Annotated in this window: 23 protein-coding genes; 12 read left to right on the top strand and 11 right to left on the bottom strand. The window is 40.1% G+C overall.

What is annotated here, in order from left to right; genetic code table 11:
- Window positions 1–117: 117 nt before the first annotated feature.
- On the bottom strand, window positions 118–2,256 hold the full coding sequence (locus HMAT_RS21520) for a S46 family peptidase (RefSeq protein WP_104384912.1): 2,139 nt from the start codon (window positions 2,254–2,256) through the stop codon (window positions 118–120).
- Between the two features lie 176 nt (window positions 2,257–2,432).
- On the opposite strand from HMAT_RS21520, the gene HMAT_RS21515 reads away from it, so the two are divergent.
- The 4 genes from HMAT_RS21515 to HMAT_RS21500 all read left to right on the top strand — a co-directional run bounded on the left by HMAT_RS21515 (window position 2,433) and on the right by HMAT_RS21500 (window position 4,949).
- Window positions 2,433–3,803: a DEAD/DEAH box helicase gene (locus HMAT_RS21515; protein WP_104385122.1), complete on the top strand. Its 1,371-nt coding sequence runs from the start codon at window positions 2,433–2,435 to the stop codon at window positions 3,801–3,803.
- A 5-nt stretch (window positions 3,804–3,808) separates the two neighbouring features.
- Complete coding sequence (locus HMAT_RS21510; RefSeq protein ID WP_104384911.1) at window positions 3,809–4,054, top strand: hypothetical protein; 246 nt, start codon at window positions 3,809–3,811, stop codon at window positions 4,052–4,054.
- 106 nt (window positions 4,055–4,160) lie between these two features.
- On the top strand, window positions 4,161–4,511 hold the full coding sequence (gldC, locus tag HMAT_RS21505; protein WP_088160288.1) for a gliding motility protein GldC: 351 nt from the start codon (window positions 4,161–4,163) through the stop codon (window positions 4,509–4,511).
- A gap of 27 nt (window positions 4,512–4,538) precedes the next feature.
- Window positions 4,539–4,949: an EVE domain-containing protein gene (locus tag HMAT_RS21500; protein WP_104384910.1), complete on the top strand. Its 411-nt coding sequence runs from the start codon at window positions 4,539–4,541 to the stop codon at window positions 4,947–4,949.
- Between the two features lie 116 nt (window positions 4,950–5,065).
- Here HMAT_RS21500 and HMAT_RS21495 read toward each other — a convergent pair whose 3' ends face one another.
- The 7 genes from HMAT_RS21495 to HMAT_RS21465 form a co-directional block, all read right to left on the bottom strand.
- Window positions 5,066–5,593, bottom strand: coding sequence for an acyl-CoA thioesterase (locus HMAT_RS21495; protein WP_104385121.1), 528 nt, complete (start codon window positions 5,591–5,593; stop codon window positions 5,066–5,068).
- A 14-nt stretch (window positions 5,594–5,607) separates the two neighbouring features.
- A complete protein-coding gene (locus HMAT_RS21490; protein ID WP_104384909.1) occupies window positions 5,608–6,522 on the bottom strand; it encodes an NAD(P)-dependent oxidoreductase in 915 nt (304 codons plus the stop codon).
- Between the two features lie 92 nt (window positions 6,523–6,614).
- On the bottom strand, window positions 6,615–7,559 hold the full coding sequence (locus HMAT_RS21485) for a M20/M25/M40 family metallo-hydrolase (protein WP_104385120.1): 945 nt from the start codon (window positions 7,557–7,559) through the stop codon (window positions 6,615–6,617).
- A gap of 138 nt (window positions 7,560–7,697) precedes the next feature.
- Window positions 7,698–8,348: a lipoprotein signal peptidase gene (locus HMAT_RS21480; protein ID WP_104384908.1), complete on the bottom strand. Its 651-nt coding sequence runs from the start codon at window positions 8,346–8,348 to the stop codon at window positions 7,698–7,700.
- A 54-nt stretch (window positions 8,349–8,402) separates the two neighbouring features.
- Window positions 8,403–8,789 (bottom strand): TraR/DksA C4-type zinc finger protein, encoded by a 387-nt coding sequence (locus HMAT_RS21475; protein ID WP_046674049.1) that lies wholly within the window; start codon window positions 8,787–8,789, stop codon window positions 8,403–8,405.
- A gap of 3 nt (window positions 8,790–8,792) precedes the next feature.
- Window positions 8,793–12,206, bottom strand: a complete 3,414-nt coding sequence (ileS, locus tag HMAT_RS21470; RefSeq protein WP_104384907.1) for an isoleucine--tRNA ligase — start codon at window positions 12,204–12,206, stop codon at window positions 8,793–8,795.
- A 301-nt stretch (window positions 12,207–12,507) separates the two neighbouring features.
- Complete coding sequence (locus HMAT_RS21465; RefSeq protein ID WP_104384906.1) at window positions 12,508–12,858, bottom strand: iron-sulfur cluster assembly accessory protein; 351 nt, start codon at window positions 12,856–12,858, stop codon at window positions 12,508–12,510.
- Between the two features lie 285 nt (window positions 12,859–13,143).
- Here HMAT_RS21465 and glyA point away from each other — a divergent pair, with 285 nt between their 5' ends.
- From glyA to purE, 8 genes are all read left to right on the top strand, one after another.
- A complete protein-coding gene (glyA, locus tag HMAT_RS21460) occupies window positions 13,144–14,415 on the top strand; it encodes a serine hydroxymethyltransferase (RefSeq protein ID WP_104384905.1) in 1,272 nt (423 codons plus the stop codon).
- Window positions 14,416–14,983: 568 nt separating this feature from the next.
- A complete protein-coding gene (locus HMAT_RS21455) occupies window positions 14,984–15,574 on the top strand; it encodes an RNA polymerase sigma factor (RefSeq protein WP_077437828.1) in 591 nt (196 codons plus the stop codon).
- 231 nt (window positions 15,575–15,805) lie between these two features.
- Window positions 15,806–16,501, top strand: a complete 696-nt coding sequence (locus HMAT_RS21450; protein ID WP_104384904.1) for a zinc metallopeptidase — start codon at window positions 15,806–15,808, stop codon at window positions 16,499–16,501.
- Window positions 16,502–16,636: 135 nt separating this feature from the next.
- Window positions 16,637–17,977 (top strand): signal recognition particle protein, encoded by a 1,341-nt coding sequence (ffh, locus tag HMAT_RS21445; RefSeq protein ID WP_104384903.1) that lies wholly within the window; start codon window positions 16,637–16,639, stop codon window positions 17,975–17,977.
- A gap of 126 nt (window positions 17,978–18,103) precedes the next feature.
- Window positions 18,104–18,691 (top strand): NADH-quinone oxidoreductase subunit A, encoded by a 588-nt coding sequence (locus HMAT_RS21440; protein WP_104384902.1) that lies wholly within the window; start codon window positions 18,104–18,106, stop codon window positions 18,689–18,691.
- Between the two features lie 2 nt (window positions 18,692–18,693).
- The gene (locus HMAT_RS21435) at window positions 18,694–19,197 is read left to right on the top strand and encodes an NADH-quinone oxidoreductase subunit B (RefSeq protein ID WP_104384901.1); all 504 of its coding nucleotides are present in this window, start codon (window positions 18,694–18,696) and stop codon (window positions 19,195–19,197) included.
- Window positions 19,198–19,229: 32 nt separating this feature from the next.
- The gene (locus tag HMAT_RS21430; RefSeq protein ID WP_104384900.1) at window positions 19,230–20,372 is read left to right on the top strand and encodes a 5-(carboxyamino)imidazole ribonucleotide synthase; all 1,143 of its coding nucleotides are present in this window, start codon (window positions 19,230–19,232) and stop codon (window positions 20,370–20,372) included.
- A gap of 7 nt (window positions 20,373–20,379) precedes the next feature.
- Window positions 20,380–20,889 (top strand): 5-(carboxyamino)imidazole ribonucleotide mutase, encoded by a 510-nt coding sequence (gene purE, locus HMAT_RS21425; protein WP_104384899.1) that lies wholly within the window; start codon window positions 20,380–20,382, stop codon window positions 20,887–20,889.
- 43 nt (window positions 20,890–20,932) lie between these two features.
- Here purE and HMAT_RS21420 read toward each other — a convergent pair whose 3' ends face one another.
- From HMAT_RS21420 to pyrH, 3 genes are all read right to left on the bottom strand, one after another.
- The gene (locus tag HMAT_RS21420) at window positions 20,933–21,913 is read right to left on the bottom strand and encodes a sugar phosphate isomerase/epimerase (protein ID WP_104384898.1); all 981 of its coding nucleotides are present in this window, start codon (window positions 21,911–21,913) and stop codon (window positions 20,933–20,935) included.
- 193 nt (window positions 21,914–22,106) lie between these two features.
- Window positions 22,107–22,670, bottom strand: coding sequence for a ribosome recycling factor (gene frr / locus HMAT_RS21415; protein WP_104384897.1), 564 nt, complete (start codon window positions 22,668–22,670; stop codon window positions 22,107–22,109).
- A gap of 28 nt (window positions 22,671–22,698) precedes the next feature.
- Window positions 22,699–23,403: a UMP kinase gene (pyrH, locus tag HMAT_RS21410; RefSeq protein ID WP_075991132.1), complete on the bottom strand. Its 705-nt coding sequence runs from the start codon at window positions 23,401–23,403 to the stop codon at window positions 22,699–22,701.
- Window positions 23,404–23,457: the final 54 nt, after the last annotated feature.

Below are 23,457 nucleotides of genomic sequence, written 5' to 3'. Positions count from 1 at the left end.
TTTTTATAATTATAATTTTAGTTTTTATGGTTTTTCCTAAACACTCCTTAAATATACAAAAACGAATCAAATAGAAAATAAATTTCGTTTTTTTTTATCGAAAAAGCTTAAAAAAAACTATTCAACAATCTTAAGTTCGTCAATAATGTTGGTTGCTCCTGCAAATTTATCAATGATAAATAAAACGTAGCGAATGTCAACTGAAATTGTACGTTGTAGCTTATGGTCGAAGATCACATCACCGGCCATGGCCTCAATATTACCATCAAAAGCTAGGCCAATTAATTCACCATTACCATTTATTACGGGAGAACCTGAGTTTCCGCCTGTTATGTCGTTGTCACTTAGGAAGTTTACTGGTAAATACCCTTTTTTATCAGCGTAACGTCCATAGTCCTTATTTTTGTACAGATCCATCAAACGTTGGGGCAAATCGAACTCTTCATCACCTTTTTTGTACTTCGCGATAGTGCCTTTTAAGGTCGTATAGAAGTTCTTGTCAGCGTCATTACGTGGGTCTTGTGGCAAGCCTTTGATTGAACCATATGAGAGACGCAATGTGCTGTTTGCATCCGGATAGAATTTTCCTTTTGGATTGGAAGCCAATACACCGGCAACGTATTTACGATAAGCTCCATCAAACTTGTCTTGCTCCGTTTTTAAGCTTGGATCTTCCTGACGGTATTTACTGATCAATGCGGACGATAATTTGTACAACGGATCGTTTGCCAAAATTTCAGCACTTGGGTTCTCTAAATAATTGTTCAGACGCTCCGCAGAAGCAAAAATGCTGTTCTTTACAGATTCTTTGATGTAAGCGGTAAAATCATTGTTGTTTTTAGCAGCCAACTCAGCAACATAAGGGGCAATATTCCCTGCTTTTTTTGCATATAGATTCAATTCGTCGATCAACACCTGTTCTTCCAAAGGCATATACATTTTTTCGTAGCCAGCATCGATAGCCGATTTTAAGCGAGGAAGAATATCTTTTTTCCGTGCTTCATCACCCGCAGCATAAATTTCTAAGCCAGAACCGATCGTGTAAGGCAGTGTCGCAATAGCACTGGAGCGAATCATTCCCATGAGGTAGTTATCATGTCTAGCTTTCTCGTTGGTTGCGGCATAGTAAGCATTGATTGTTTTGATCACATCTCCGTATTCTGCTTTGTTGGCTGCCTTATTTGCCCATTTGTCAAATTTAACCTCATCTTTAGCTTTTGAAGCTGCTGTTTTATGTAAGGTCAATGCGTCAATCATACCTTGACGGTTTTTCCAATAATTGGCAACCTGAGAGTATTTCGACGCATAATTCAACTTAACCGCCTGATCTTGGTCCATGAATTTTTTCATGGCATCCATGCCTGTTTTGGAGGCCTCTACCCAAGCCGGGTACGCAAATTTTACGTTTTGATTGATTCCACCCGATGGCATCCAACGGTTTGTGCGGCCGGGATATCCCAAAATCATCGCAAAATCGCCTTCTTGAACACCTTTTAAACTGACCGGTAGGAAATGTTTTGGTTTCAACGGAACATTGTCCTGTGCATACTCCGCGGGGTTTCCGTTTCTGTCTGCATAGACACGGAAAATCGAAAAGTCACCTGTATGACGTGGCCATTCCCAGTTGTCTGTGTCTCCACCGAATTTACCGATGCTATTTGGTGGCGTTCCCACTAAACGTACATCATTATAATCTTGGTACACAAAATAATAATACTCATTACCTTGGTAGAAAGATTTTACCTCAACAACATACTTCCCATTTTCGCTGTTCTCCTTTTGGATTTTAGCGATCTCAGCGGCAATAATTTTGTTGCGCTCATCTTCAGTCATTTTATTGTTGACCAAACCTAAGATGCGTTTTGAAACATCATCCATCCGTACGAAAAAGCGGACAGATAGGGATTTTGGTTTCAATTCCTCGCTTTTTGTTTTTGCCCAAAAACCATTTGTTAAGTGGTCATTTTCCGGTGTAGACAGTTCGGCAATAGCACCATACCCACAGTGGTGGTTGGTGAATACCAAGCCTTGGTCAGACACAATCTCTGCGGTACATCCACCGTTGAATTGTACGATCGCATCTTTTAAGCTCGAGTGGTTAATGCTGTAGATCTCTTCGGCACTTAAACGAAGACCTTTTTTCTGCATATCAGCCTCATTCAGACGCTTTAGATACATTAAAAACCACATTCCCTCATCGGCAAATGCAGCAAAGCTTGTTGTTATCAGCAACAAACACATCCATAATTTTTTCATATCAACCTGATAAAAAGTTTGTTTATACCCTACAAAAATGCTTTAATTCTGTTAAAAACCAAAATATTAGACTTTATATTGTGCTTTTTCCCAATTTTTATGTCAATTAAAAGTAAATGTGTACGGGAATGTTCATCGAGGAAAGTCAAATGGACTCTTTTCCTTATCTTTGTCAGATGCAGCAATCATTTGAAAATTTTAAATTCAATAAACAAATCTTAAATGCGATCACAGAAGCAGGTTATGAACAACCGACTGAGATCCAGGAGAAGGCAATTACACCGATATTGGCGGGGCAGGATGTGATGGGAATAGCCCAGACAGGAACCGGAAAAACGGCTGCATTTGTATTGCCCATGCTGATGAAATTGAAATACGCTCAGGGAAATGATCCGCGGGCGTTGATCTTGACACCAACAAGAGAACTGGCTATGCAGATCGAAGAGAATATCAAGCTGTTTTCTACCTACCTCGATTTGCGTTCCGTCGTTTTATACGGTGGACTGGGGCCTAAAACACAGATTGAAACCCTTGAAAAAGGAGTTGATATCATTGTCGCTACACCTGGCCGATTCTTGGATTTATATTTGGAAGGACATATTGTCGTGAAGTCACTCAAGTTTTTGGTGTTGGATGAAGCGGACAAGATGATGGATATGGGCTTTATCAGCAAGATTCACCGCGTATTGGAAATCGTGCCGCGCAAACGCCAAAATTTATTGTTTTCAGCGACCATGAGCGAACTTGTCCGTAAAATTGCAGGTGATTTTCTGGCATTCCCTACTGTAATAGAAGTTTCGGAACAGGCGACTCCGGCTAAAACGGTCAGTCAGGCTTTATATTTTGTGCCCAATCAAAAAACGAAATTGAACTTACTGCAGCATCTATTGAAAGACGATGCAGCGTTTAGCAGATTGATTGTTTTTTGCAAAACGAAACAAGTAGCGGACAATGTTTTTCATTTCCTGGAACGTAAATATGGCAAAGATGAAGTCCGCGTTATTCATGCCAATAAAGGGCAGAATACACGTATTAACTCAATCAATGCATTTAAGGAAGGAAATATCCGTATCCTTGTTGCAACGGATGTTGCAGCACGCGGGCTCGATGTTTCCAATGTAAGCCACGTGATCAATTTCGAAGTGCCTATTGTCATCGAAGACTATGTACATCGTATCGGACGTACAGGCCGGGCGTTCAATGAAGGGGATGCGATTACCTTTTGCAATGAGGCCGAGAAGTACTATGTTCGAAAAATTGAAAAGTTGATCAAACAGAGTATTCCGGTTTATCCAATCCCGGAGGAGGTATTCGTGGAGAAGACGCCTTTTCAGGAGAAGCAGGATATTGCACGTGATATTGATAATCAAAAGAAAAAAGACAACCCAGATTATCAGGGCGCTTTCCATGAGAAGAAATATGTGATCAAACAAAAGGAAGTCCGTGAAGCACAACGTGCCTCAGGCTATAAGCCAAAGGCTAAAAGCAAAGGCAAATCGGGTGGTGGTAAATCAACCGGATCAAGCCGTAATTTCAAGAAACGATAACAAACATGCGGTTTACCCCATTAAATATTGCTGCTGCATGCTTGGTCGCCTGGTTTGTCATGGAAAATCCTAATGACGAAAAGGCACTCTTTACATGGGGGGCATTTATTGCATTGATGATAATACTGACAGTTGTCGATATTTTGTTTAGAGTACTTATTAAAGAAAATAAAAAAATGTGGATGTTGCAATTGGCATTTTTGGTGGTGGTCTGTGTTGTCAGCCTGATCGTTAAAGTGACATTCAGTTGATATATTTAAAAGTGAAAATTAAAAAATGGAGATAGTGCGTAAGCCGTAGGCTTGTTGAGGTAAAATCTCAATACTCATATCTCAATACTCATATCTCAATACTAAAATGAAAAAAGCAGAAATAAAATTACAAGTAGAGCTTGACGAAAACAATGTTCCTGAAAACATCATGTGGTCGTCCACAGATGGGAATAATGCGGAAGAATTACCCGCGAAAGCGATGTTTTTAGCCCTATGGGATTCACATTATAAAAATTCAATGCGGATCGACCTTTGGACGAAGGACATGCCTTACGACGAGATGAAACGTTTTTTTTACGAAACTTTACAAACTTTGGGGGACTCCTTTATCCGTTCTTCGGGCGGAGATCCCATGGCCGAGAAGGTTATTGGTGACTTGCGCGATTACTGCGCGCATTTTGCGGATAAAATGGAAGTATTAATGCCACAACAATAGTTTTTAACGCTTAATAAACAGTTGATTATGCAATATTTCTTAGTGAAATCTGAACCATTTAAATATAGTTGGGAGCAATTTAATAAAGATGGGCGGACGTTTTGGGATGGTGTACGCAATTACCAGGCTAGGAATAATATGAAGGCGATGAGAGAAGGGGATTTGGTCCTTTTCTATCATAGCAACGAGGGAAAGGATGTCGTTGGTGTCGCGAAGGTCGTGAAAGAATTTTATCAGGACCCAACAACCGATGATGAGCGCTGGGTTGTCGTAGATCTGGCTCCTGTTGAAACATTGAAGAAGTCTGTTACGCTGGAGATGATAAAAGCAGATGAGCAATTACAGGACATCGCTTTGGTGAGACAAGGCCGTCTATCGGTGATGCCGCTAAAGCCTGAGGAATTCGATCGGATCTTGGCTTTAGGCAGTTCGGAATAACCGTTCAAAATAAAGGAGAGAACCGCGCTGTTTTTTGTAGCATATAAATATATAAAGCGAGGATATACATGTATATCCTCGCTTTATATATAGCAGTTTAGTTTATCAATCCTGAATTAGTTCTTCTGGCTGAACAGGCTGACCAACGCTTTTAGCTTTTTTGCATTTTCGGGCTTTAATTTTCCGGCGAGAATAAGGCGAAGTTCTCTACGTTGCAATGCATCTTCAAAAGCTTTGTGTTCTGATTCTGTTTCAGGAATCAATACCGGCACAGCCTTCGGATTGTTGTCGGCATCAACAGCAACGAAAGTATAATATGCTTCATTGGTTTTTACGCGAGTGCCCTCCGGCAAATTTGATGCAAAAATTTCCATGCGTACTTCTAACGAACTGTTAAATGCACGGGTGACTTGTGCCTGTATGGTGACCACTTCACCCAGTTTGATCGAACGCTTAAAAGATACATTATCTACAGATACTGTAACAACGACATTGCTACAATGCTTCTGTGCAGCAATAGCCGAACAAATATCCATCCAATATAATAAACGACCGCCCATGAGATTTCCAAACGTATTGGTATCATTCGGGAGGACCAATTCATTCATCTCCGTGTATGACTCTCTCGCAAATTTCTCTATCATGTTATTTTTTGTCATTATCTTCCAAGTTCCTTAGATTGCCTATCAATTATTGCCAAGGATTCCACAAATGGCGTCGGTACATAGCCCAGTTCGTTTTTGGATTTACTCAGATCAAAACCTGTCTGACGAGGCCTGTTGTCCGCTTGTCCGATACTTGCGGCGCTGATTTCCGAAATCAATGATTTGTCCAGTTGCCAATAATCTGCAACTGCATAAACCGCTTCATTGATGGACATCAATTCTGCCCCAGAGATGTGGAATATTCCCTGAGCCTCTCGTTCAATGGCCAATTGACAAGCATACGCTAAATCATCTACAAATGTAGGCATTCTCCATTGGTCATTGACTACTTTTATCGCTTCTTTTTGTATAAGCTTTCCCTTTGCCCATAGCACTAAATTAGAACGATTTGGGTCAGCATTTATACCATAGACTAAAATTGTACGTAAAATGGCATAGTTGCAGGCAGACTGTGCGAGTACTTGCTCCGAGGCATATTTACTTTTCCCATATTCACTTTGGGGATTGGGTTGATCCTGTTCACGATAGGGACTGCCTTTTTTGCCATCGAATACAAAATCGGTTGAGAGATGAACCAACTGTGTCTGATTTTTTTCGCAGTAGTTCGCTAAGGTTTGTACGAGATCTACATTGGTCAGCTGGCAGGCCGCTTTATCGGCTTCACATGCTTCGACACTAGTCATCGCTGCAGTATGTACAATCGCATCAAAGGTATGACTGGATAAAAAATCCGTCAGTTTTGTATGATCCAGTAAGTCAATTTGCTCAAATACATATCCAGCTTGATTTGGATTTCTGTTTGAGCCTTTTGAAATAGCTGTAACTTCATAGCGATCATTTCCAACAAGTAGGTCTACAATCTTTTGACCCAAAAAACCGTTGGATCCTGTGACAAGAATTTTTTTCATCCGTATAGTTATTTTTGTATCCGTCTTCATTCAATCCGATCATGATGTCCCCGCGGCTAAGAACTTCGAAAAAACAAGCGGATTTTATGTATTTAGTTCGTCCAGATAAAGTCCATTTTATCGGACTGTTTCATCACATTTTCAATCACCGATTTCTCCAGGTCAAGAATAGATTTCAATGCCTTGTAATCAATTTTGTCTGCATCATCGGTAGGCATGTGGTAGTCTGGATGCCCACCGGTATGGAAAAATAATACCGGAATATTCTTCTTATAAAAGGAAGTTTGATCGGATCCGCCGTTACCGTCCTTGCTCAGGTTGAATTTTATAGGCGCCTGGATGTTTTTGAAAATCGTCGGCCATTGGCTGCTTGTACCATATCCGATGACGGCAAGCCCATTGTCAGGATTGTAACGGCCGATCATATCCATATTGAGCATGGCGGTGATTTTTTCAAGCGGCAGGGTGGGGTGTTCCGTAAAATATTTGGAACCTACTAATCCCAGCTCCTCAGCGCCAAAGGCTATAAATAATAGATTGTAAGGTTCTTTTTCCTTATTGGTACTAAAATAACGGGCAAGTTCCAATAAACCGGCAGTACCGGAAGCATTGTCATCAGCACCATTGTGGATTTTACCCACACCTAAGGAATCTTTTGAACTACCTTGGTGGCCTGTACCCAAATGATCGTAATGAGCGCCTATCACCACTGTCAAGGCTGCTCCATTATCAATAAAGCCGATAATGTTGTCTGCATCACGGATACTGTCGGCTACTTTCACTTTCCATACTTTGGCTTTGAAAGACTGACGGTAACCATGTTCACCTTTGGGTTGTAATTTATATTTTTTGAATTCTTTTTCGATATAGTCTGCTGCTTTGAATACTTCTTTGCTACCAGTTCCCCTACCTTTCATCTTGTCATCAGCCAGGTAGTAGATATGTTTTTTCAGCTTGGGAATTTCAATTTGCTGAGCTTGTGTGTATTTTGTCACAAAAAGGAAGCAGACGATTAGGTATAAGTTTATGTTTTTCATTTTTAAGTATTTAGTAGGGAGATCGTCATAGCCCTGCATGATCGGATTATTTGATAATCGGATTACAATCCCCATTTTTATTTTTAACGTTTTAAAAGAAAAGCCTTGCGATTAACAAGGCTTTTGTATGATATTTCGTTAATCTTCAACGATTTCGCTGTGGATACTTGATTTTTCCTCTTTTTCCGTTTTGAAATACCGCTTTTGGAATAGTAATATTAACACAACACCTACTGAGATTGCCGAATCAGCGATATTAAATACTGGCCTGAAGAATAGAAAATCTTCTCCACCCCAAAAAGGCACCCAAGTTGGGAAAGTTCCTTCGATTAATGGGAAATAAAGCATGTCGACGACCTTTCCATGCAAGAAGGACGAATAGCCGCCACCTGCTGGAAATAAAGATGCTTTTTCGTAAAAGGTGCTCTCACTGAAGATCACGCCATAGAATGCCGAATCAATGATATTTCCCAAAGCACCAGCGAGAATCAAAGCTACATTTAATATAAAACCACGGTTGTATTTATTCTTAACCATGTAATGTAAACCATAGCCGATACCAGCTACGGCCAGTATCCGAAACACGGTCAGGAACAATTTCCCGTAATCGCCACCAAACTCCATTCCATAAGCCATTCCATTATTTTCAATAAAATGGATCTGGAAGAATTTACCTAATATGTGATGACTTTGTCCAATTGTCATAGAGAGCTTAACCCATATTTTTGACAATTGGTCTATTAAAAGAATCGCGACAATTAGTGCGACTGGTTTCGTATACCCCTTCATTGTGCTATAAAAATGGTCTTTGCCGGAGCAAAGACCATATATTTTTGCTTAAAATTAATATTGTTTGTTTTTCGCTTCTATGCTCAACGTCGTATGCGGAACAGCTTTCAAACGTTCTTTTTGAATCAGTTTTCCGGTTTCTCTACAGATACCATACGTTTTGTTCTCGATGCGCACCAACGCTGCTTCGAGGTTGTCGATAAACTTCTTTTGACGCGCAGCCAATTGGTTTGTTTGTTCTTTCTCCAACGTTGCAGAACCGTCCTCTAAGGTCTTGTAAGTACCTGCCGTATCGTCTGTACCATTCGCATTGCTGTTATTGAGCGTTGCTGTCAACGAGGAAAGCTCTTCTTTTGCTATTCTAAGCTTGTCCAAGATAATATCTTTAAATTCTTGTAATTCTGAATCGCTATAGCGTGTTTTCTCGTTGTTGTTTGCCATAATTTAATTTTTTTGGATTAATGCCTTAAGTTCTTTGCCATCGATCTCGATGGTCTCTCCTTGAGTTAGTGAATCTTCAAATACCAATGAATCGGCTAGAATTTCGGTGCAAATATAAGATAAATTTTCTTTCGCAGCATCGACCACTTCTGGTGAAACTGTTAACTTTACGTTAATTCTATCCGTTACTTCGAGACCTTTTTCCTTCCGTAAATTTTGTAACCGGTTGATCAATTCTCTTGATAAACCTTCTTTCTTCAATTCTCCGGTGATATGGACATCTAATGCAACGGTTAATTTACCCAAATTAGCAACCTGCCATCCTTCCACATCCTCTGCTATAATTTCTACATCGCTCAATAGAATAGTATATGGCGTACCCGTTAAGGCTAATTCACCTGTTGATTCCAACGTGCTGATTTGATCTATAGTCAACGATTGGATAGCTGAAGAGACTAACTTCATATCCTTACCAACTTTCGCGCCAAGAGCTTTAAAGTTGGGTTTTATTTTTTTCTTGATAATACCTGTCGTATCCGTAATGAACTCAATATCTTTGATATTTGTTTCTGAAAGTATCAAATCTTTTACTTTCTCCACTTTTTCCTGGAAAGCACTGTCCAATACCGGAACAAGGATTTTGTTTAACGGCTGACGCACATTGATGGACGTTTTTTTACGCAGCGATAATGTCAACGAGGAGATGTCTTGCGCCAGGGCCATACGTTCTTCCAGAGCTTTGTCCACCAAACTTTCGTTGTATACCGGGAAGTTCGCCAAGTGAACGGATTCAACTTGCTCTTTATTTGTTGCTGTATTCAAATCCAGGAACAGTCTATCCGAGAAAAATGGCGATATCGGTGACATTAATTTCGAAATGGTATCCAGACAAGTGTATAAGGTCTGGTAGGCCGAAATTTTATCTTCTGTATATTCTCCCTTCCAAAAACGGCGACGGCACAAGCGAACGTACCAATTGCTCAGATGCTCGTCCACAAAATTTTGGATTGCACGAGCCGCTTTTGTCGGTTCGTAATCCGCTAGATATTCATCCACTTCTTTCGTTAGTGAATTTAGTAATGAGATAATCCAGCGATCGATTTCAGGACGGTTTTCCAATGCAATATCTGGTTCTGCGTAGGAGAACTTATCAATATTGGCATAAAGTGCAAAAAATGCATAGGTATTGTATAGCGTACCGAAGAATTTACGACGGACCTCATCCAATCCCTCCATGTTGAACTTTAAGTTGTCCCAAGGAGCAGCATTACTGATCATATACCAACGTGTTGCATCGGCACTATACTGATCGATAGTAGAGAAAGGGTCAACACCATTTCCCAGACGTTTGGACATCTTATTTCCGTTTTTATCCAATACCAGACCGTTGGAGACAACGTTTTTAAAAGAGACCGATTTATACATCATCGTGGAGATCGCATGTAGCGTAAAGAACCATCCACGAGTCTGGTCAACACCTTCGGCAATAAAGTCTGCCGGGTATGCATGATTGAATCCGGCTTTAAATGGAAATTCTTCACCTTTGGCCAATTTCTCATGATCCAGTCCCCATTGGGCATAAGGCATTGCACCAGAATCAAACCATACGTCAATTAGGTCGGGTTCACGGAATAATTTTTGACCGGCATCAGAAACAAGGACAATATCATCGACATAAGGTCGGTGTAAATCCAACTCCTCTGTATCAAATTTATCCAAGTAAGCCTGATTTTTTGCTTTCTCATCTGCGGATAAAACGTCCGACCTCAGGGAGGCTTCCAATAGCGATTTTAACTCTGGCAATGAACCGATACAAACTTCTTCATTCTCGTCTTCCGAGCGCCAGATAGGAAGTGGAGTTCCCCAGTAGCGTGAGCGGGAAAGGTTCCAGTCCACCAAATTTTCCAACCAGTTTCCAAAGCGCCCCGTACCAGTAGCTTCTGGTTTCCAGTTGATTGTTTTATTTAAAGCAACCAAATCTTCTTTTACCGCTGTTGTACGGATAAACCAGCTATCTAATGGATAGTATAAAACCGGTTTGTCTGTACGCCAACAGTGTGGGTATGTGTGCTCGTATTTTTTTACGTCAAATGCTTTATTATCCTCTTTTAATTTAATGGAGATCAAGACGTCAGTAGGTTTGAAGTCCTCTTTTGCCCGTTCTTCGGCACTGTAGTATTCCTCTTTGACAAATCGTCCGGCGAAATCCGTGATTTCATTGACGAAACGGCCTGTACGGTCTACCGTAGGAACATCTTTTCCATTTTCGTCTTTCACCAGGATGCCCGGAACACCGTGCTCTTTTGCTACGCGAAAGTCATCCGCACCGTAAGTAGGTGCAGCGTGTACGATCCCCGTACCGTCCTCCGTGGTCACGAAGTCGCCAGGGATTACGCGGAAGGCATTTTCCTGTAAATCTTCATTGGTTATATAGGGCAACAATTGCTCGTAACGTAAGCCAACCAGTTCCTCGCCGACAAATTCTGCAGCAAGTTCCCAAGGGATTACTTTATCACCCAATTTGTAGTCTTGAAAAGATGCATTTTCACCTTCAGCTTTAAAATGTTTCCCGATCAGATCTTTTGCCAATACAACAGATACAGGCGCTCCCGTATACTTGTTGAACGTACGGATCTTCACATAGTTTATTTTCTTGCCGACTACCAAGGCTGTATTGGAAGGTAATGTCCAAGGTGTAGTCGTCCAAGCGATGAACGCAACATCTTCGGCTTCATCATCAACCAGTTTTTCGATTGCCGGATGCAGCTGGCTCTTGATCAATCGGAATTCAGCAACAATGGTTGTATCCTTGACATCTTTGTATGTACCCGGTTGATTAAGCTCATGCGAGCTTAGTCCGGTACCTGCTGCTGGAGAGTAGGGTTGGATGGTGTAACCTTTGTATAGTAAGCCTTTTTTGTAAAGTTCTTTTAACAAATACCATAGTGTTTCGATGTATTCGTTTTTATAGGTGATGTAAGGATGTTCAAGGTCAACCCAATAGCCCATTTTGTTGGTTAGGTCATTCCAGACATCTGTATATTTCATCACCTCCTTGCGGCAAGCTTCATTATATTCTTCGACGGTAATCTTTTTGCCGATATCTTCTTTTGTAATACCAAGCGCTTTTTCGACGGCAAGCTCAATTGGAAGACCATGAGTATCCCAGCCTCCTTTACGTTTTACCTGGTAGCCTTTCAATGTCTTGTAGCGACAGAAAATATCCTTAATCGTACGCGCCATCACGTGATGGATCCCAGGCATTCCATTTGCAGAAGGTGGCCCTTCAAAAAATGTATATGATTTGCTCTCAGGGCGATTATTGATACTTTTTTCGAATATTTTTTCCTGTTCCCAACGGGTCAAAATCTCTTTACCGATCTCCGGTAAATCTAACTGCTTATATTCTTTGTACATCAGACTGTTGTATGCTTCTTTTCTAAAGGTCGCTAATTTAGTGAATTATGATGGAAAAAGAAAGAGGGCATTGTAGCTGTAATATCATTAAATGCGGAGTTCCTATATTTGAAAATTCTCATTCTCGTCCAATCGGAAGGGTTGTACGGCTAGGGGGCAGGTAAACTGGAACTGCAAGTTAAAAAAAGCAGGGAAATTCTGGTGGAATATGAGCCAATCGAGCTGCTGGAATCAGCATGAAACAAAAAAGGGATTGCGCATTGCAGTCCCCTTTTTGTTGGAATATGTTTAAATTTCAACTTTATGCTGAAAAACTACTTCCACAACCACAGGTGCTTGTCGCATTTGGGTTATTGAAAGTAAAACCTCTTGCATCCAGCCCTGACTTGAAATCAATTTCCATGCCTGCAAGATATAGGCCGTGTGCTTTGTTCATAAAAATGCGGATACCTTCGATTTCGTACTCGTTGTCTCCATCTTTTTTCTGGTCAAAGCCCAGGATATAACTCATACCCGAACAACCACCACCTTCTACACCGACACGTAAACCAAAATCATCAGAGATTTCTTGCTGATCCTTTAATTTATTGAGTTCCTTGATTGCCCCTTGAGTTAAGGTAACGGGAGCAATTGCTGTATGTTCTGTGCTCATTTTGATATCGTTTTAGCCAATTCTTAAGCAAAAATACATATTTTAAATCGCAAATTGTTTGTATTGGATTTTTTGACATTTACAAAACATTCAATTCTTTTTGGATTGGCGCCTAGGTATTAAGCTTTAAATGGGTGTTATGCAAATTAGGTAATTCGCATAAATAAGGCTATTTTTCTAAGAACATTTAATAAAATATGGCTTTTTGTCGATATTCTTTATGGAATATGCTATCTTTGAGGCATTAAAATAAAAACAAAATTTACTTTACAACATTTAAAAACAATGGAAAGAGATCAAGCCATTTTTAATTTAATAGCTGATGAGCTTAAACGCCAAGAAGAAGGTATTGAATTAATTGCTTCGGAAAACTTTGTTTCAAAACAAGTGATGGAAGCTGCTGGTTCAGTGTTGACAAATAAATATGCAGAAGGCCTCCCAGGAAAACGTTACTATGGAGGTTGTGAAGTTGTGGATGAGATTGAAACCATCGCTATTGATCGTGCGAAGCAATTATTCGGCGCAGAATGGGTAAATGTTCAACCTCACTCTGGCGCACAGGCGAATGCTGCTGTTTTTTTGGCAACAATCAAGCCTGGCGACAAAATTTTAGGTCTTGATTTATCTCATGGTGGACACTTGACTCATGGATCACCGGCAAATCTTTCCGGTAAGATTTATCAACCATTATTTTATGGTGTAAAAGAAGATACAGGTCTGATTGATTACGAGCAATTGGAGGAGACCGCACTTCGTGAAAAACCAAAAATGATCATCTGTGGTGCTTCGGCTTATTCGCGTGATTGGGATTATGCCCGTATCCGTAAAGTTGCTGATGAAATCGGTGCGATTGTTTTGGCGGATATTTCCCACCCTGCGGGTTTGATCGCTCGTGGTTTATTGAATGATCCACTTCCACATTGTCATATCGTCACAACAACGACACATAAAACATTACGTGGCCCACGTGGCGGTATGATTATGGTCGGTAAGGACTTTGAAAACCCTTGGGGTATCAAAACACCTAAAGGCGAAATCCGTACAATAACGCAATTGTTGGATCTTGCTGTGTTCCCTGGTACACAAGGTGGCCCATTGGAACATACAATCGCTGCAAAAGCAATTGCTTACGGTGAAGCTTTATCAGACGAGTATATGGAGTACATTGTTCAGGTGAAGAAAAATGCTGCAGCATTAGCGAAGTATTTCGTTGATAAAGATTATAAAATTATCTCTGGTGGTACAGATAACCACTTGATGTTGGTTGACCTACGCAACAAAGACATTTCCGGTAAAGAAGCAGAAGCGGTATTGGGTAAAGCAGGTATCACAACAAACAAAAACATGGTTCCTTTTGATACACGTTCTCCTTTTGTGACTTCAGGTGTACGTTTTGGTACTGCGGCGATCACGACACGTGGAATCAAAGAAAATGAAATTGTTCAAATCGGAGAGTTAATTGACGAAGCATTGCAAAATGCATCGAACGATGCTGAATTGGATAAAATCCATGGCAAGGTAAAAGCCATGATGGCTGAATTTCCATTGTATAAATAAGACGATTGTCTCTATATAGAAAAGCGGAATCACTCCAATTGGGGTGGTTCCGCTTTTTTCGTTTTGAACATAGACTACAGTTAGAACTCCCTGTTCTGCCTATGTTTGCTCCCCACTTCTAAGATGTATTTTCGCGGCAGTATGAAAACTGCGAAACTAACCTATATTCTCTTGCTGGTAATAAGGAAACTACTTTTTAAATAATATATACTTTATAGGAATATAATAGGGAATTAGTAGGTACTTTATACGCTTTTATCCGAATGAGGTCCTATTAGCTCCTATTATTTATGAATAAGGATCAGCGTAAATCATCGGATAAATTGGGTCAGACCTACGTGTTTTGTCAGGTGCATTTTTTGCGAAGGGAAGGGACTTTTTAACTTTTAAAATGTTAAAAAGTCTTAAAATAAAATGTAAAAATTTGATTACTCAATAATTTTACGGTACTTTGAGAGAGTATTAATTGATTGTTTTACAATAAGAAAGGAACACTATACGCTAAACATTTACATTTTACAACAGAACTGATAATTTAATTGCGAACTGCTAAAAAAGTAAGTGACGTATGAGACTTTTGAAAAGTAAGAGTGATCAAGAATTGATCCAAATGTATGTCGGTGGCCAAGAATCCGGCCTAGAGGCATTGTTGAATCGATATAAATCGAAAATTTACACCTCTATATATATGAAAGTAAAAGACGAATATCTTGCTGAAGATATTTTCCAGGAGACTTTCATTAAAATCATCAACACCTTAAAATCGGGCAAATACAACGAAGAGGGGAAATTTTTGCCATGGGCAATCCGTATTGCGCATAATATGATCGTTGACTTTTTCAGGAAAGCCAAACGGGCCCCCAATATTGTAAATGCAGATGGTTTTGACATTTTTGAAGTATTGGAATTCAGTGATGAAAGCGCTGAATCTAAAATGCTGAAACAACAAGTCGATGTCGATTTAAAGAAAATGATACAGAAACTACCGGATGATCAGAAAGAGGTTTTAATTATGCGTCACTTTTGTGATATGAGTTTTAAAGATATTGCTGAGATAACAGAAGTGAGTATCAATACAGCTTTAGGGAGAATGCGCTATGCATTGAGCAATTTACGTAAAATGATAGAAGGTTCTGACCTGGTTTTTCAGATGGGATAATCGGACAAGCACTATAATTTAGAAAATAACAATCGAAGGGGGTGATTTTTTCACTCCCTTTTTTATGCTACAATGTCATGTTGGCATCAGAAGAATTTGTTGTTTTTGTCAGTTATACGCTTTTTATTATCTTAGAAGTTCATGTCTTCATCAATTTATAGGAATTGGAATGGGGTTTGATTATCATATTGAAACGATTAAAACAGAATAACGATAAAAATATAAAAAGCTATGTACTTGATTTTATTTATTGGAATAATGGTGGTAAGCCTGATTGTCCAGACACGATTTAAAAACAAATTTAAGAAGTATTCGGAGATGCCCTTGGGTAATGGGATGTCAGGTGCGGAGATTGCGCAAAAAATGCTTAATGATAATGGTATATATGATGTGAAGGTATTGTCGATTCCTGATCGCTTGGGAGATCATTACAATCCATCGGATAAAACGGTAAACCTAAGTCCTGAGGTGTATAGTGGGCGGAGTGTTGCAGCGGCGGCTGTGGCTGCCCATGAATGTGGGCATGCGGTCCAGCATGCAAAAGCTTATAAGTGGTTAGGTTTCCGTTCGGCAATGGTACCTATGGTAAATGCGGCCTCCAAAATTACCTCTTGGGTATTGATGCTGGGTGTGATGTTATTTGCTTTTTCTAAAGGTGGCAATCCATGGTTATTGGCTGTAGGTGTAGGTGCATTGGCGATCACAACAATTTTCTCCTTCATTACACTTCCGGTAGAATTTGATGCCTCAAACCGTGCCTTGGAATGGTTGAACCATGCTGGTGTTACCTATAATGGTGAGGAGCATGATGGTGCAAAAGATGCTTTAAAATGGGCTGCTATGACTTACGTTGTCGCTGCTTTGAGTGCCTTGGTGACACTTTTATACTATGCTTCCATCTTATTTGGTGGGCGTCGAAGCGATTAAGGGGCGAGATTGTAACTTTAGTTTACATATAAATGCGATTATTTTTAATAGTCGCATTTTTTATGGGGTGTTAATGAGGTTACTACAGACAATTTTTTTAACTTTGCTGTTTATATAGAATAAGACTCAGATTTTATGTTTTCAAATCTTCAAGATAAGCTAGATAGGGCCTTTAAGGTATTAAAAGGACAAGGCAGTATTACCGAAATCAACGTTGCCGAAACGATGAAAGAAATTCGTAAAGCATTGTTGGATGCCGATGTGAATTACAAGACTGCTAAAACTTTTACAGATGATGTTAGACAAAAAGCTTTAGGGCAGAATGTATTGACAAGTATTTCTCCAGGTCAGTTGTTGACTAAAATCATGAATGATGAGCTGACGGAATTGATGGGTGGTTCAGTTACAGAGTTGGAGATCGGTAAAAACCCTACTGTTATTTTGATCGCAGGTCTGAACGGTGCCGGTAAAACAACTTTTTCCGGCAAGTTGGCCTTATACCTAAAAGATAAAAAGAATAAGAAACCATTGTTGGTTGCGGGTGACGTTTATCGTCCGGCAGCGATTGATCAATTGGAGGTGCTGGCTGAGCAAGTTGGTGTTCCGGTTTATGTCGATAGAGAATCAACGGATCCGATTGCTATTGCAAAAGCAGGTGTTGAAGAGGCAAAACGCAATGGTCATAATGTTGTAATCATCGATACCGCCGGTCGTCTGGCGATAGATGAGCCGTTAATGGTGGAGATCACTGCCGTTAAGGAAGCGACAAAACCGGATGAGATCTTATTTGTAGTTGACTCGATGACTGGTCAGGATGCTGTCAATACAGCGAAGACATTCAACGATCGTCTTGATTTTACAGGTGTTGTATTGACCAAATTGGATGGCGATACACGCGGTGGTGCTGCGCTATCCATAAAATCTGTTGTCAATAAACCAATTAAGTTTATCGGTACCGGAGAGAAGATGGATGCATTGGATGTTTTCTATCCAGATCGTATGGCATCCCGTATTTTGGGCATGGGTGACGTGGTATCCTTGGTGGAGCGTGCACAACAACAGTTCGACGAAAAACAAGCTGCTGAGCTTCAAAAGAAAATCCGTAAGAATAAATTTGATTTCAATGATTTCAAATCCCAGATCCAACAGATCAAAAAAATGGGTAATATGAAAGATTTGATGGGCATGATTCCCGGGGTAGGAAAGGCAATGAAGGATATTGAAGTCGATGACAATGCATTCAAACCTATTGAAGCGATCATTGATTCAATGACTCCTTTTGAGCGTGAAAATCCAGATGTAATTGATCAAAAACGTCGCTTACGGATTGCCAAAGGTTCCGGAACAGACATTAATGAAGTGAACAAATTGTTGAAGCAATTTGGTGATATGCGCAAAGTGATGAAGCAAATGTCTAACCCGGCGATGGCCGCTAAGTTGATGCGCAATATGCCTAAAATGCCCGGAAAAATGTAATTTTGGTGTATAGTTATATATTATGGGGCATTGTACGCATACAATGCCCCATTTTTTTAATAAATAATTTGTAATTTCAAGTTCCTCGCTCGAGTAAACGAAATAATTGTTAAATTTGTAATTATTATGGATGACCCCGCGCAATTATCGGAATACGGCAAAATCCTTATCATTCTGCTGATAGGGGCGCTGTTAGTCTGTGCGACCATTTTTCTAGCACGTTTAATTTCTCCCAAAAGGAATAATCCCATTAAATCTGGTACTTACGAATGTGGTGAAGATCCTGTCGGATCTTCTTGGGTACAATTTAACCCTCGATTCTACGTCATTGCCCTGGTGTTCCTGTTGTTTGATGTAGAGCTTATTTTTATTTTTCCATGGGCAACTGTATTTGGGCAATCGGAATACATTGCCGCAGACGGTCGATGGGGCTGGTTTACAATGATTGAAATGGCCATGTTTATCGGTATATTAATCTTGGGATTGGTCTTTGTCTGGAAAAAAGGCGATCTGGAATGGGTGAAACCTAACGTATCTCTGCCTAAGGTTCCTGTAAATATTCCGCAAAGTGCTTATTCCACATTGAATAATAGCACTTATCAGGTGCGGGACTACAGGGAGCCGGCAAACGCGGCTATGGAGAATACTGTCGTACAGGAAGTAGCGGCTGCTCCAAAGATTGCTTTTAAACCTCGATTTAAAAAACCTGAGTAAGCATGAGTTTAGATAGTCAACTGCAAAATAATGGTGTCGTTGTTGCCAAATTAGATGATTTGCTAAACTGGGCGAGGCTTTCGTCCATGTGGCCCATGAGTTTTGGCATTGCCTGTTGTGCGATCGAGATGATGGGGGCGATGGCGTCGACTTATGACTTGGATCGGATGGGCGTTTTTCCAAGGCCTTCGCCGAGACAGTCTGATGTCATTATAATAGCAGGTACCGTTACATTCAAAATGGCTGACCGCATAAAAAAACTATACGAGCAGATGCCAGATCCCAAATATGTGATCTCGATGGGATCCTGTTCCAATTGTGGTGGACCTTATTGGCAACACGGTTACCATGTGGTTAAGGGAGTGGATCGGATCATTCCGGTGGATGTGTATGTTCAAGGTTGTCCTCCGCGGCCAGAAGCGCTTATCGGTGCTTTTATTGAACTGCAAAAAAAGATAGATAAAGAGAGCTTATTAGGCGAACAACTGTTCAAGGAAAAAGCTTAGAAGATAAATTTTATAAGATTTTAAAATCAATTATGGCAAAAGATTTTTATGGCGAACTGCAATTAGGCATTCTTGGTGGTGGTCAACTCGGAAGAATGTTAATCCAGGAAGCCATTAATTACAATGTAAACGTTCATGTATTGGATCCTGATAAGAATGCTCCTTGTCGGAAACTGTGTAATAAGTTTGAATGTGGTTCATTGAGTGATTTTGAGACAGTATATAATTTTGGGAAAGACCTGGATTTGATAACGATCGAAATCGAAAAAGTAAATGTTGATGCCCTGGAGAAACTGGAAGAGGAAGGCGTAATCGTTTATCCACAGTCGCGTATCATTCGTCTGATCCAGGATAAGGGTTTACAGAAACAGTTCTTTAAACAAAATGATATCCCGACCTCGGCATTTCAATTGATATCAACAAAGGATAATTTAAAAAATCCTTCCTTGAGTCTACCTTACATTCAGAAATTGCGTAAAGATGGTTATGATGGAAAAGGGGTTAAGAAAATTGTTACTGAAGCGGATATTCAGGATGCTTTTGAAGAACCGAGTTTAATTGAAGAGTGGGTAGATTTTGAAAAGGAAATCGCTGTTATTGTCGCCCGTAACGATCGGGGGGATGTCTCTACCTTTCCGATGGTAGAGATGGAATTCAATCCACAAGCTAATTTGGTAGAGTTTCTTATAGCGCCATCCTTGTATGGCGTGGAAATTCAGCAGCGTGCGGAAGCAATTGCAAAGAAAATTGCGGACGATTTGCAGATCGTGGGCTTGCTTGCTGTGGAAATGTTCCTAACGAAAAACGGTGATATTTTGGTGAATGAACTGGCTCCGCGCCCACATAATAGCGGACATCAATCGATAGAGGGCAATTATGTTTCTCAATTTGCCCAACATTTAAGAGCAATATTCAATTTACCATTGGGTGATACGAGATGTCGGACAAATGCGGTCATGATCAATCTTTTGGGTGAAGACGGTTATGAAGGTTTGGCAAAATATGATGGTGTAGAGGAAGTATTGGCGATGGAAGGAGTTTATTTGCATCTGTATGGTAAGAAGTATACAAAACCTTTCCGCAAGATGGGCCACGTATGTATCATCAATGATGACCGGGATAAAGCAATCTCCAATGCAAGAAAAGTACAAGAAATATTAAAAGTTAAAGCTTAATAATACTATGTCAGTCAATAATAAGGCCCAGGTAGGCATTATCATGGGAAGTAAATCCGATCTTCCAGTTATGCAGGATGCCATTGATGTCCTAAAAGTCCTTGGAGTAGAATTTGAAGTCACGATCGTTTCGGCGCACCGTACGCCGCAACGCATGTTTGATTATGCGAAAGATGCCGCATCCCGCGGTTTGAAAGTAATTATTGCTGGAGCTGGTGGTGCTGCGCATTTACCGGGAATGGTCGCTTCAATTACGCATTTGCCTGTGATCGGTGTCCCTGTAAAATCCTCCAATTCTATCGACGGATGGGATTCGGTATTGTCAATCCTGCAGATGCCCAACGGAATTCCAGTAGCTACAGTTGCTTTAAATGCTGCAAAAAATGCAGGTATTTTGGCTGCTCAGATTCTAGGAACTCATGATGAGACGATTAGTAAAAATATTATTGACTTCAAGGAGGAGCTGGCGCGTAAAGTAATTGAGACAGCCGTTGAAGTAGAGGATACACAATTCTAAGGGAATTTATCAAATAAAAAAGGGAAGCATTTGCTTCCCTTTTTTATTTGATAAGATTTGCCTGCACATAGTCGTAGCTCTTTTTAAGACTCTCCATCTTATTTGGCATATAGATGTCGTCTTGCTCCACGAAAGCATATTTCAGCCCTGCTTTAGCCTTTTCTTTGACAATCTCGGTAAAATTGATACTTCCGGTACCCACTTCGGTATATCTGATATCTTTAAAGATCTGTTCAACCGGCAACTTACCGTCCTTAGGCCATTCGATCGGATTGGATTTGGTGCGGTCCATATCCTTCACATGCCATAATTTAAATCTGTTCGGGAATTTTTCGAATATAGATATTGGGTTTTTTCCGGCTTTCTCGGCCCAGAAAAGATCAAGTTCAAAATCCACCAGATCAGGTTCTGTGAAAGCTAACATGACTTCTTCCCCCATGGTATGATTGCCCAGATCTCTAAATTCCCAGAAATGGTTGTGGTATGCAATCTTCAATCCGAGTTTCTTCGCCTGCTCACCTGCCTTATTCAGTTGTTCTGCGGCATAGAGGTAATCATCTTTTTTAAGCGCATTAATATCGAACATAGGTGTTACCGGAGCAATAACATACTCCTGACCAAGTTCTTTGGCTGCATCAAAGTAAATGGATAAATCTTCTTTATCTGTATGGGATTTACTGAGATATTTAGACATGTCGTAGTGACCTGAATGGGTTTTTAAACCATTGTCATCCAAAATCTTTTTTAACTCTTTATAAGGTAATTTCCAGAATTGTTTTGCGGTGGGATCAATACCATATAACTCAACATGTTTGAAGCCAATTTTTGCAATTTGCTCCAAAGAACCTTTCGGATCTTTATCCATTAAATCCCGTATGGAGTAGAGCTGTACACCTATGTTCTGCAGGGGATTGTCACTGACAGCGCCCGTTTTATTTTGACAAGATATCAAATTGGGCATCAGATAAGCTGCCGAAAGACCTATTCCAGCTTGCTTTAAAAATTGACGGCGAGAATTGTTCATTATATAACTGATTATTTGTTAGTGTACAATGTACAATTATTTTACTCAAAAATCAATAAAACCTCCCGGAATATTTTATAGTAGGCCCGTCGGATATTTAACGAGAGCGGGTAGTGGTATACAAGTACCATAAAAAAACGAGGATATTCAATCTTTTTGAACATCCTCGTTTTACTTGTTTAAGAATAGCAACTTAAACAGTCATGATATCTTTTTCTTTCAGTTCAGCCAATTTATCAACTTTTACAATGTATGCGTCAGTCAATTTTTGGACTTCACCTTCAGCAGTTTTGATTTCATCTTCTGAAGCGCCATCATTTTTTAGTTTTTTGATGGACTCATTTGTATCCTTACGAATATTACGGATAGCGATACGGCCTCTTTCAGTCTCTTCTTTTACTTTTTTTACCAAGTCACGTCTTCTTTCTTCAGTCAAAGGAGGGACATTTAAGCGGATTACGATACCATCATTTTGAGGATTGATGCCAAGGTTAGCATCCGTAATAGCTTTTTCAATTGCGTTGATGAGCGATTTTTCCCAAGGTTGGATGACAATTGTCCGTGCATCAGTAGTATTGATGTTAGCTACTTGCGAAAGTGGGGTAGCACTACCATAATAATCGACTGAAATACCATCTAACATAGACGGTGAAGCTTTACCGGCGCGAATTTTTGTTAATTCTGACTCAGTGTGAGCAACTGCTTTGGACATCTTGTCTTTACAATCGTCCAATTCAATTGAAATTAGTTCGTTCATATAAGATTACGTTTTTTACAGATATTAATTATTTTACCACTGTTCCAACATGTTCACCATTGGCAAGTTTCAATAAGTTGCCTGGCTTGTTCATGTCAAATACAATGATTGGTAATTTGTTTTCTTGACAAAGTGTAAAGGCGGTCATATCCATGACGTTCAATCCTTTCTCATATACCTCTGTGAATGAGATTTCTTCAAATTTTGTTGCACTAGGATCTTTCTCCGGATCAGCGGTATAGATACCATCTACACGTGTTCCTTTTAATACAGCATCGGCATTGATTTCAATCGCGCGTAACGAAGCCGCAGTATCGGTGGTGAAATATGGGTTTCCGGTACCAGCTCCAAAAATAACAATACGTCCCTTTTCCAGGTGGCGCACTGCTCTTCTGCGAATAAATGGTTCGCAGATCTGTTCCATTTTGATTGCTGTTAGCAAACGTGTCTTTTTCCCAACTTTCTCAAGTGCATCCTGAAGTGCCATACTGTTGATGACAGTCGCAAGCATTCCCATGTAGTCGGCCTGAACACGGTCCATCCCTGATTTTTCAGCGCTTAAACCGCGGTAAATGTTGCCACCGCCGATAACAATTGCGATTTCTAGACCTTGATCGTGAATTTCTTTGATATCATTAGCGTATTGCGATACACGGTTAATATCGATACCATAGCTTTGGTCACCCATTAAGGATTCACCGCTAAGTTTTAATAAGATACGTTTGTATTTCATAATTGTTTTTTTGGAAATTTTCCAAAGGTCAAAGATAAAATTTTTTTTTCAACC

The organism is Sphingobacterium sp. HMA12 (assembly GCF_002933815.1).
In the GTDB taxonomy this organism is placed as follows: Bacteria; Bacteroidota; Bacteroidia; order Sphingobacteriales; family Sphingobacteriaceae; genus Sphingobacterium.
Note: the sequence above shows the minus strand (reverse complement) of the source record. Positions and strands in the feature narration are given on the sequence as shown.

Bases quoted from the DNA above. Each gene is read 5' to 3' on its own strand.
- HMAT_RS21520 (WP_104384912.1), bottom strand. From the start codon at position 2,256: ATGAAAAAATTATGGATGTGTTTGTTGCTGATAACAACAAGCTTTGCT.
- HMAT_RS21515 (WP_104385122.1), top strand. From the start codon at position 2,433: ATGCAGCAATCATTTGAAAATTTTAAATTCAATAAACAAATCTTAAAT.
- HMAT_RS21510 (WP_104384911.1), top strand. From the start codon at position 3,809: ATGCGGTTTACCCCATTAAATATTGCTGCTGCATGCTTGGTCGCCTGG.
- gldC (WP_088160288.1), top strand. From the start codon at position 4,161: ATGAAAAAAGCAGAAATAAAATTACAAGTAGAGCTTGACGAAAACAAT.
- HMAT_RS21500 (WP_104384910.1), top strand. From the start codon at position 4,539: ATGCAATATTTCTTAGTGAAATCTGAACCATTTAAATATAGTTGGGAG.
- HMAT_RS21495 (WP_104385121.1), bottom strand. From the start codon at position 5,593: ATGATAGAGAAATTTGCGAGAGAGTCATACACGGAGATGAATGAATTG.
- HMAT_RS21490 (WP_104384909.1), bottom strand. From the start codon at position 6,522: ATGAAAAAAATTCTTGTCACAGGATCCAACGGTTTTTTGGGTCAAAAG.
- HMAT_RS21485 (WP_104385120.1), bottom strand. From the start codon at position 7,559: ATGAAAAACATAAACTTATACCTAATCGTCTGCTTCCTTTTTGTGACA.
- HMAT_RS21480 (WP_104384908.1), bottom strand. From the start codon at position 8,348: ATGAAGGGGTATACGAAACCAGTCGCACTAATTGTCGCGATTCTTTTA.
- HMAT_RS21475 (WP_046674049.1), bottom strand. From the start codon at position 8,789: ATGGCAAACAACAACGAGAAAACACGCTATAGCGATTCAGAATTACAA.
- ileS (WP_104384907.1), bottom strand. From the start codon at position 12,206: ATGTACAAAGAATATAAGCAGTTAGATTTACCGGAGATCGGTAAAGAG.
- HMAT_RS21465 (WP_104384906.1), bottom strand. From the start codon at position 12,858: ATGAGCACAGAACATACAGCAATTGCTCCCGTTACCTTAACTCAAGGG.
- glyA (WP_104384905.1), top strand. From the start codon at position 13,144: ATGGAAAGAGATCAAGCCATTTTTAATTTAATAGCTGATGAGCTTAAA.
- HMAT_RS21455 (WP_077437828.1), top strand. From the start codon at position 14,984: ATGAGACTTTTGAAAAGTAAGAGTGATCAAGAATTGATCCAAATGTAT.
- HMAT_RS21450 (WP_104384904.1), top strand. From the start codon at position 15,806: ATGTACTTGATTTTATTTATTGGAATAATGGTGGTAAGCCTGATTGTC.
- ffh (WP_104384903.1), top strand. From the start codon at position 16,637: ATGTTTTCAAATCTTCAAGATAAGCTAGATAGGGCCTTTAAGGTATTA.
- HMAT_RS21440 (WP_104384902.1), top strand. From the start codon at position 18,104: ATGGATGACCCCGCGCAATTATCGGAATACGGCAAAATCCTTATCATT.
- HMAT_RS21435 (WP_104384901.1), top strand. From the start codon at position 18,694: ATGAGTTTAGATAGTCAACTGCAAAATAATGGTGTCGTTGTTGCCAAA.
- HMAT_RS21430 (WP_104384900.1), top strand. From the start codon at position 19,230: ATGGCAAAAGATTTTTATGGCGAACTGCAATTAGGCATTCTTGGTGGT.
- purE (WP_104384899.1), top strand. From the start codon at position 20,380: ATGTCAGTCAATAATAAGGCCCAGGTAGGCATTATCATGGGAAGTAAA.
- HMAT_RS21420 (WP_104384898.1), bottom strand. From the start codon at position 21,913: ATGAACAATTCTCGCCGTCAATTTTTAAAGCAAGCTGGAATAGGTCTT.
- frr (WP_104384897.1), bottom strand. From the start codon at position 22,670: ATGAACGAACTAATTTCAATTGAATTGGACGATTGTAAAGACAAGATG.
- pyrH (WP_075991132.1), bottom strand. From the start codon at position 23,403: ATGAAATACAAACGTATCTTATTAAAACTTAGCGGTGAATCCTTAATG.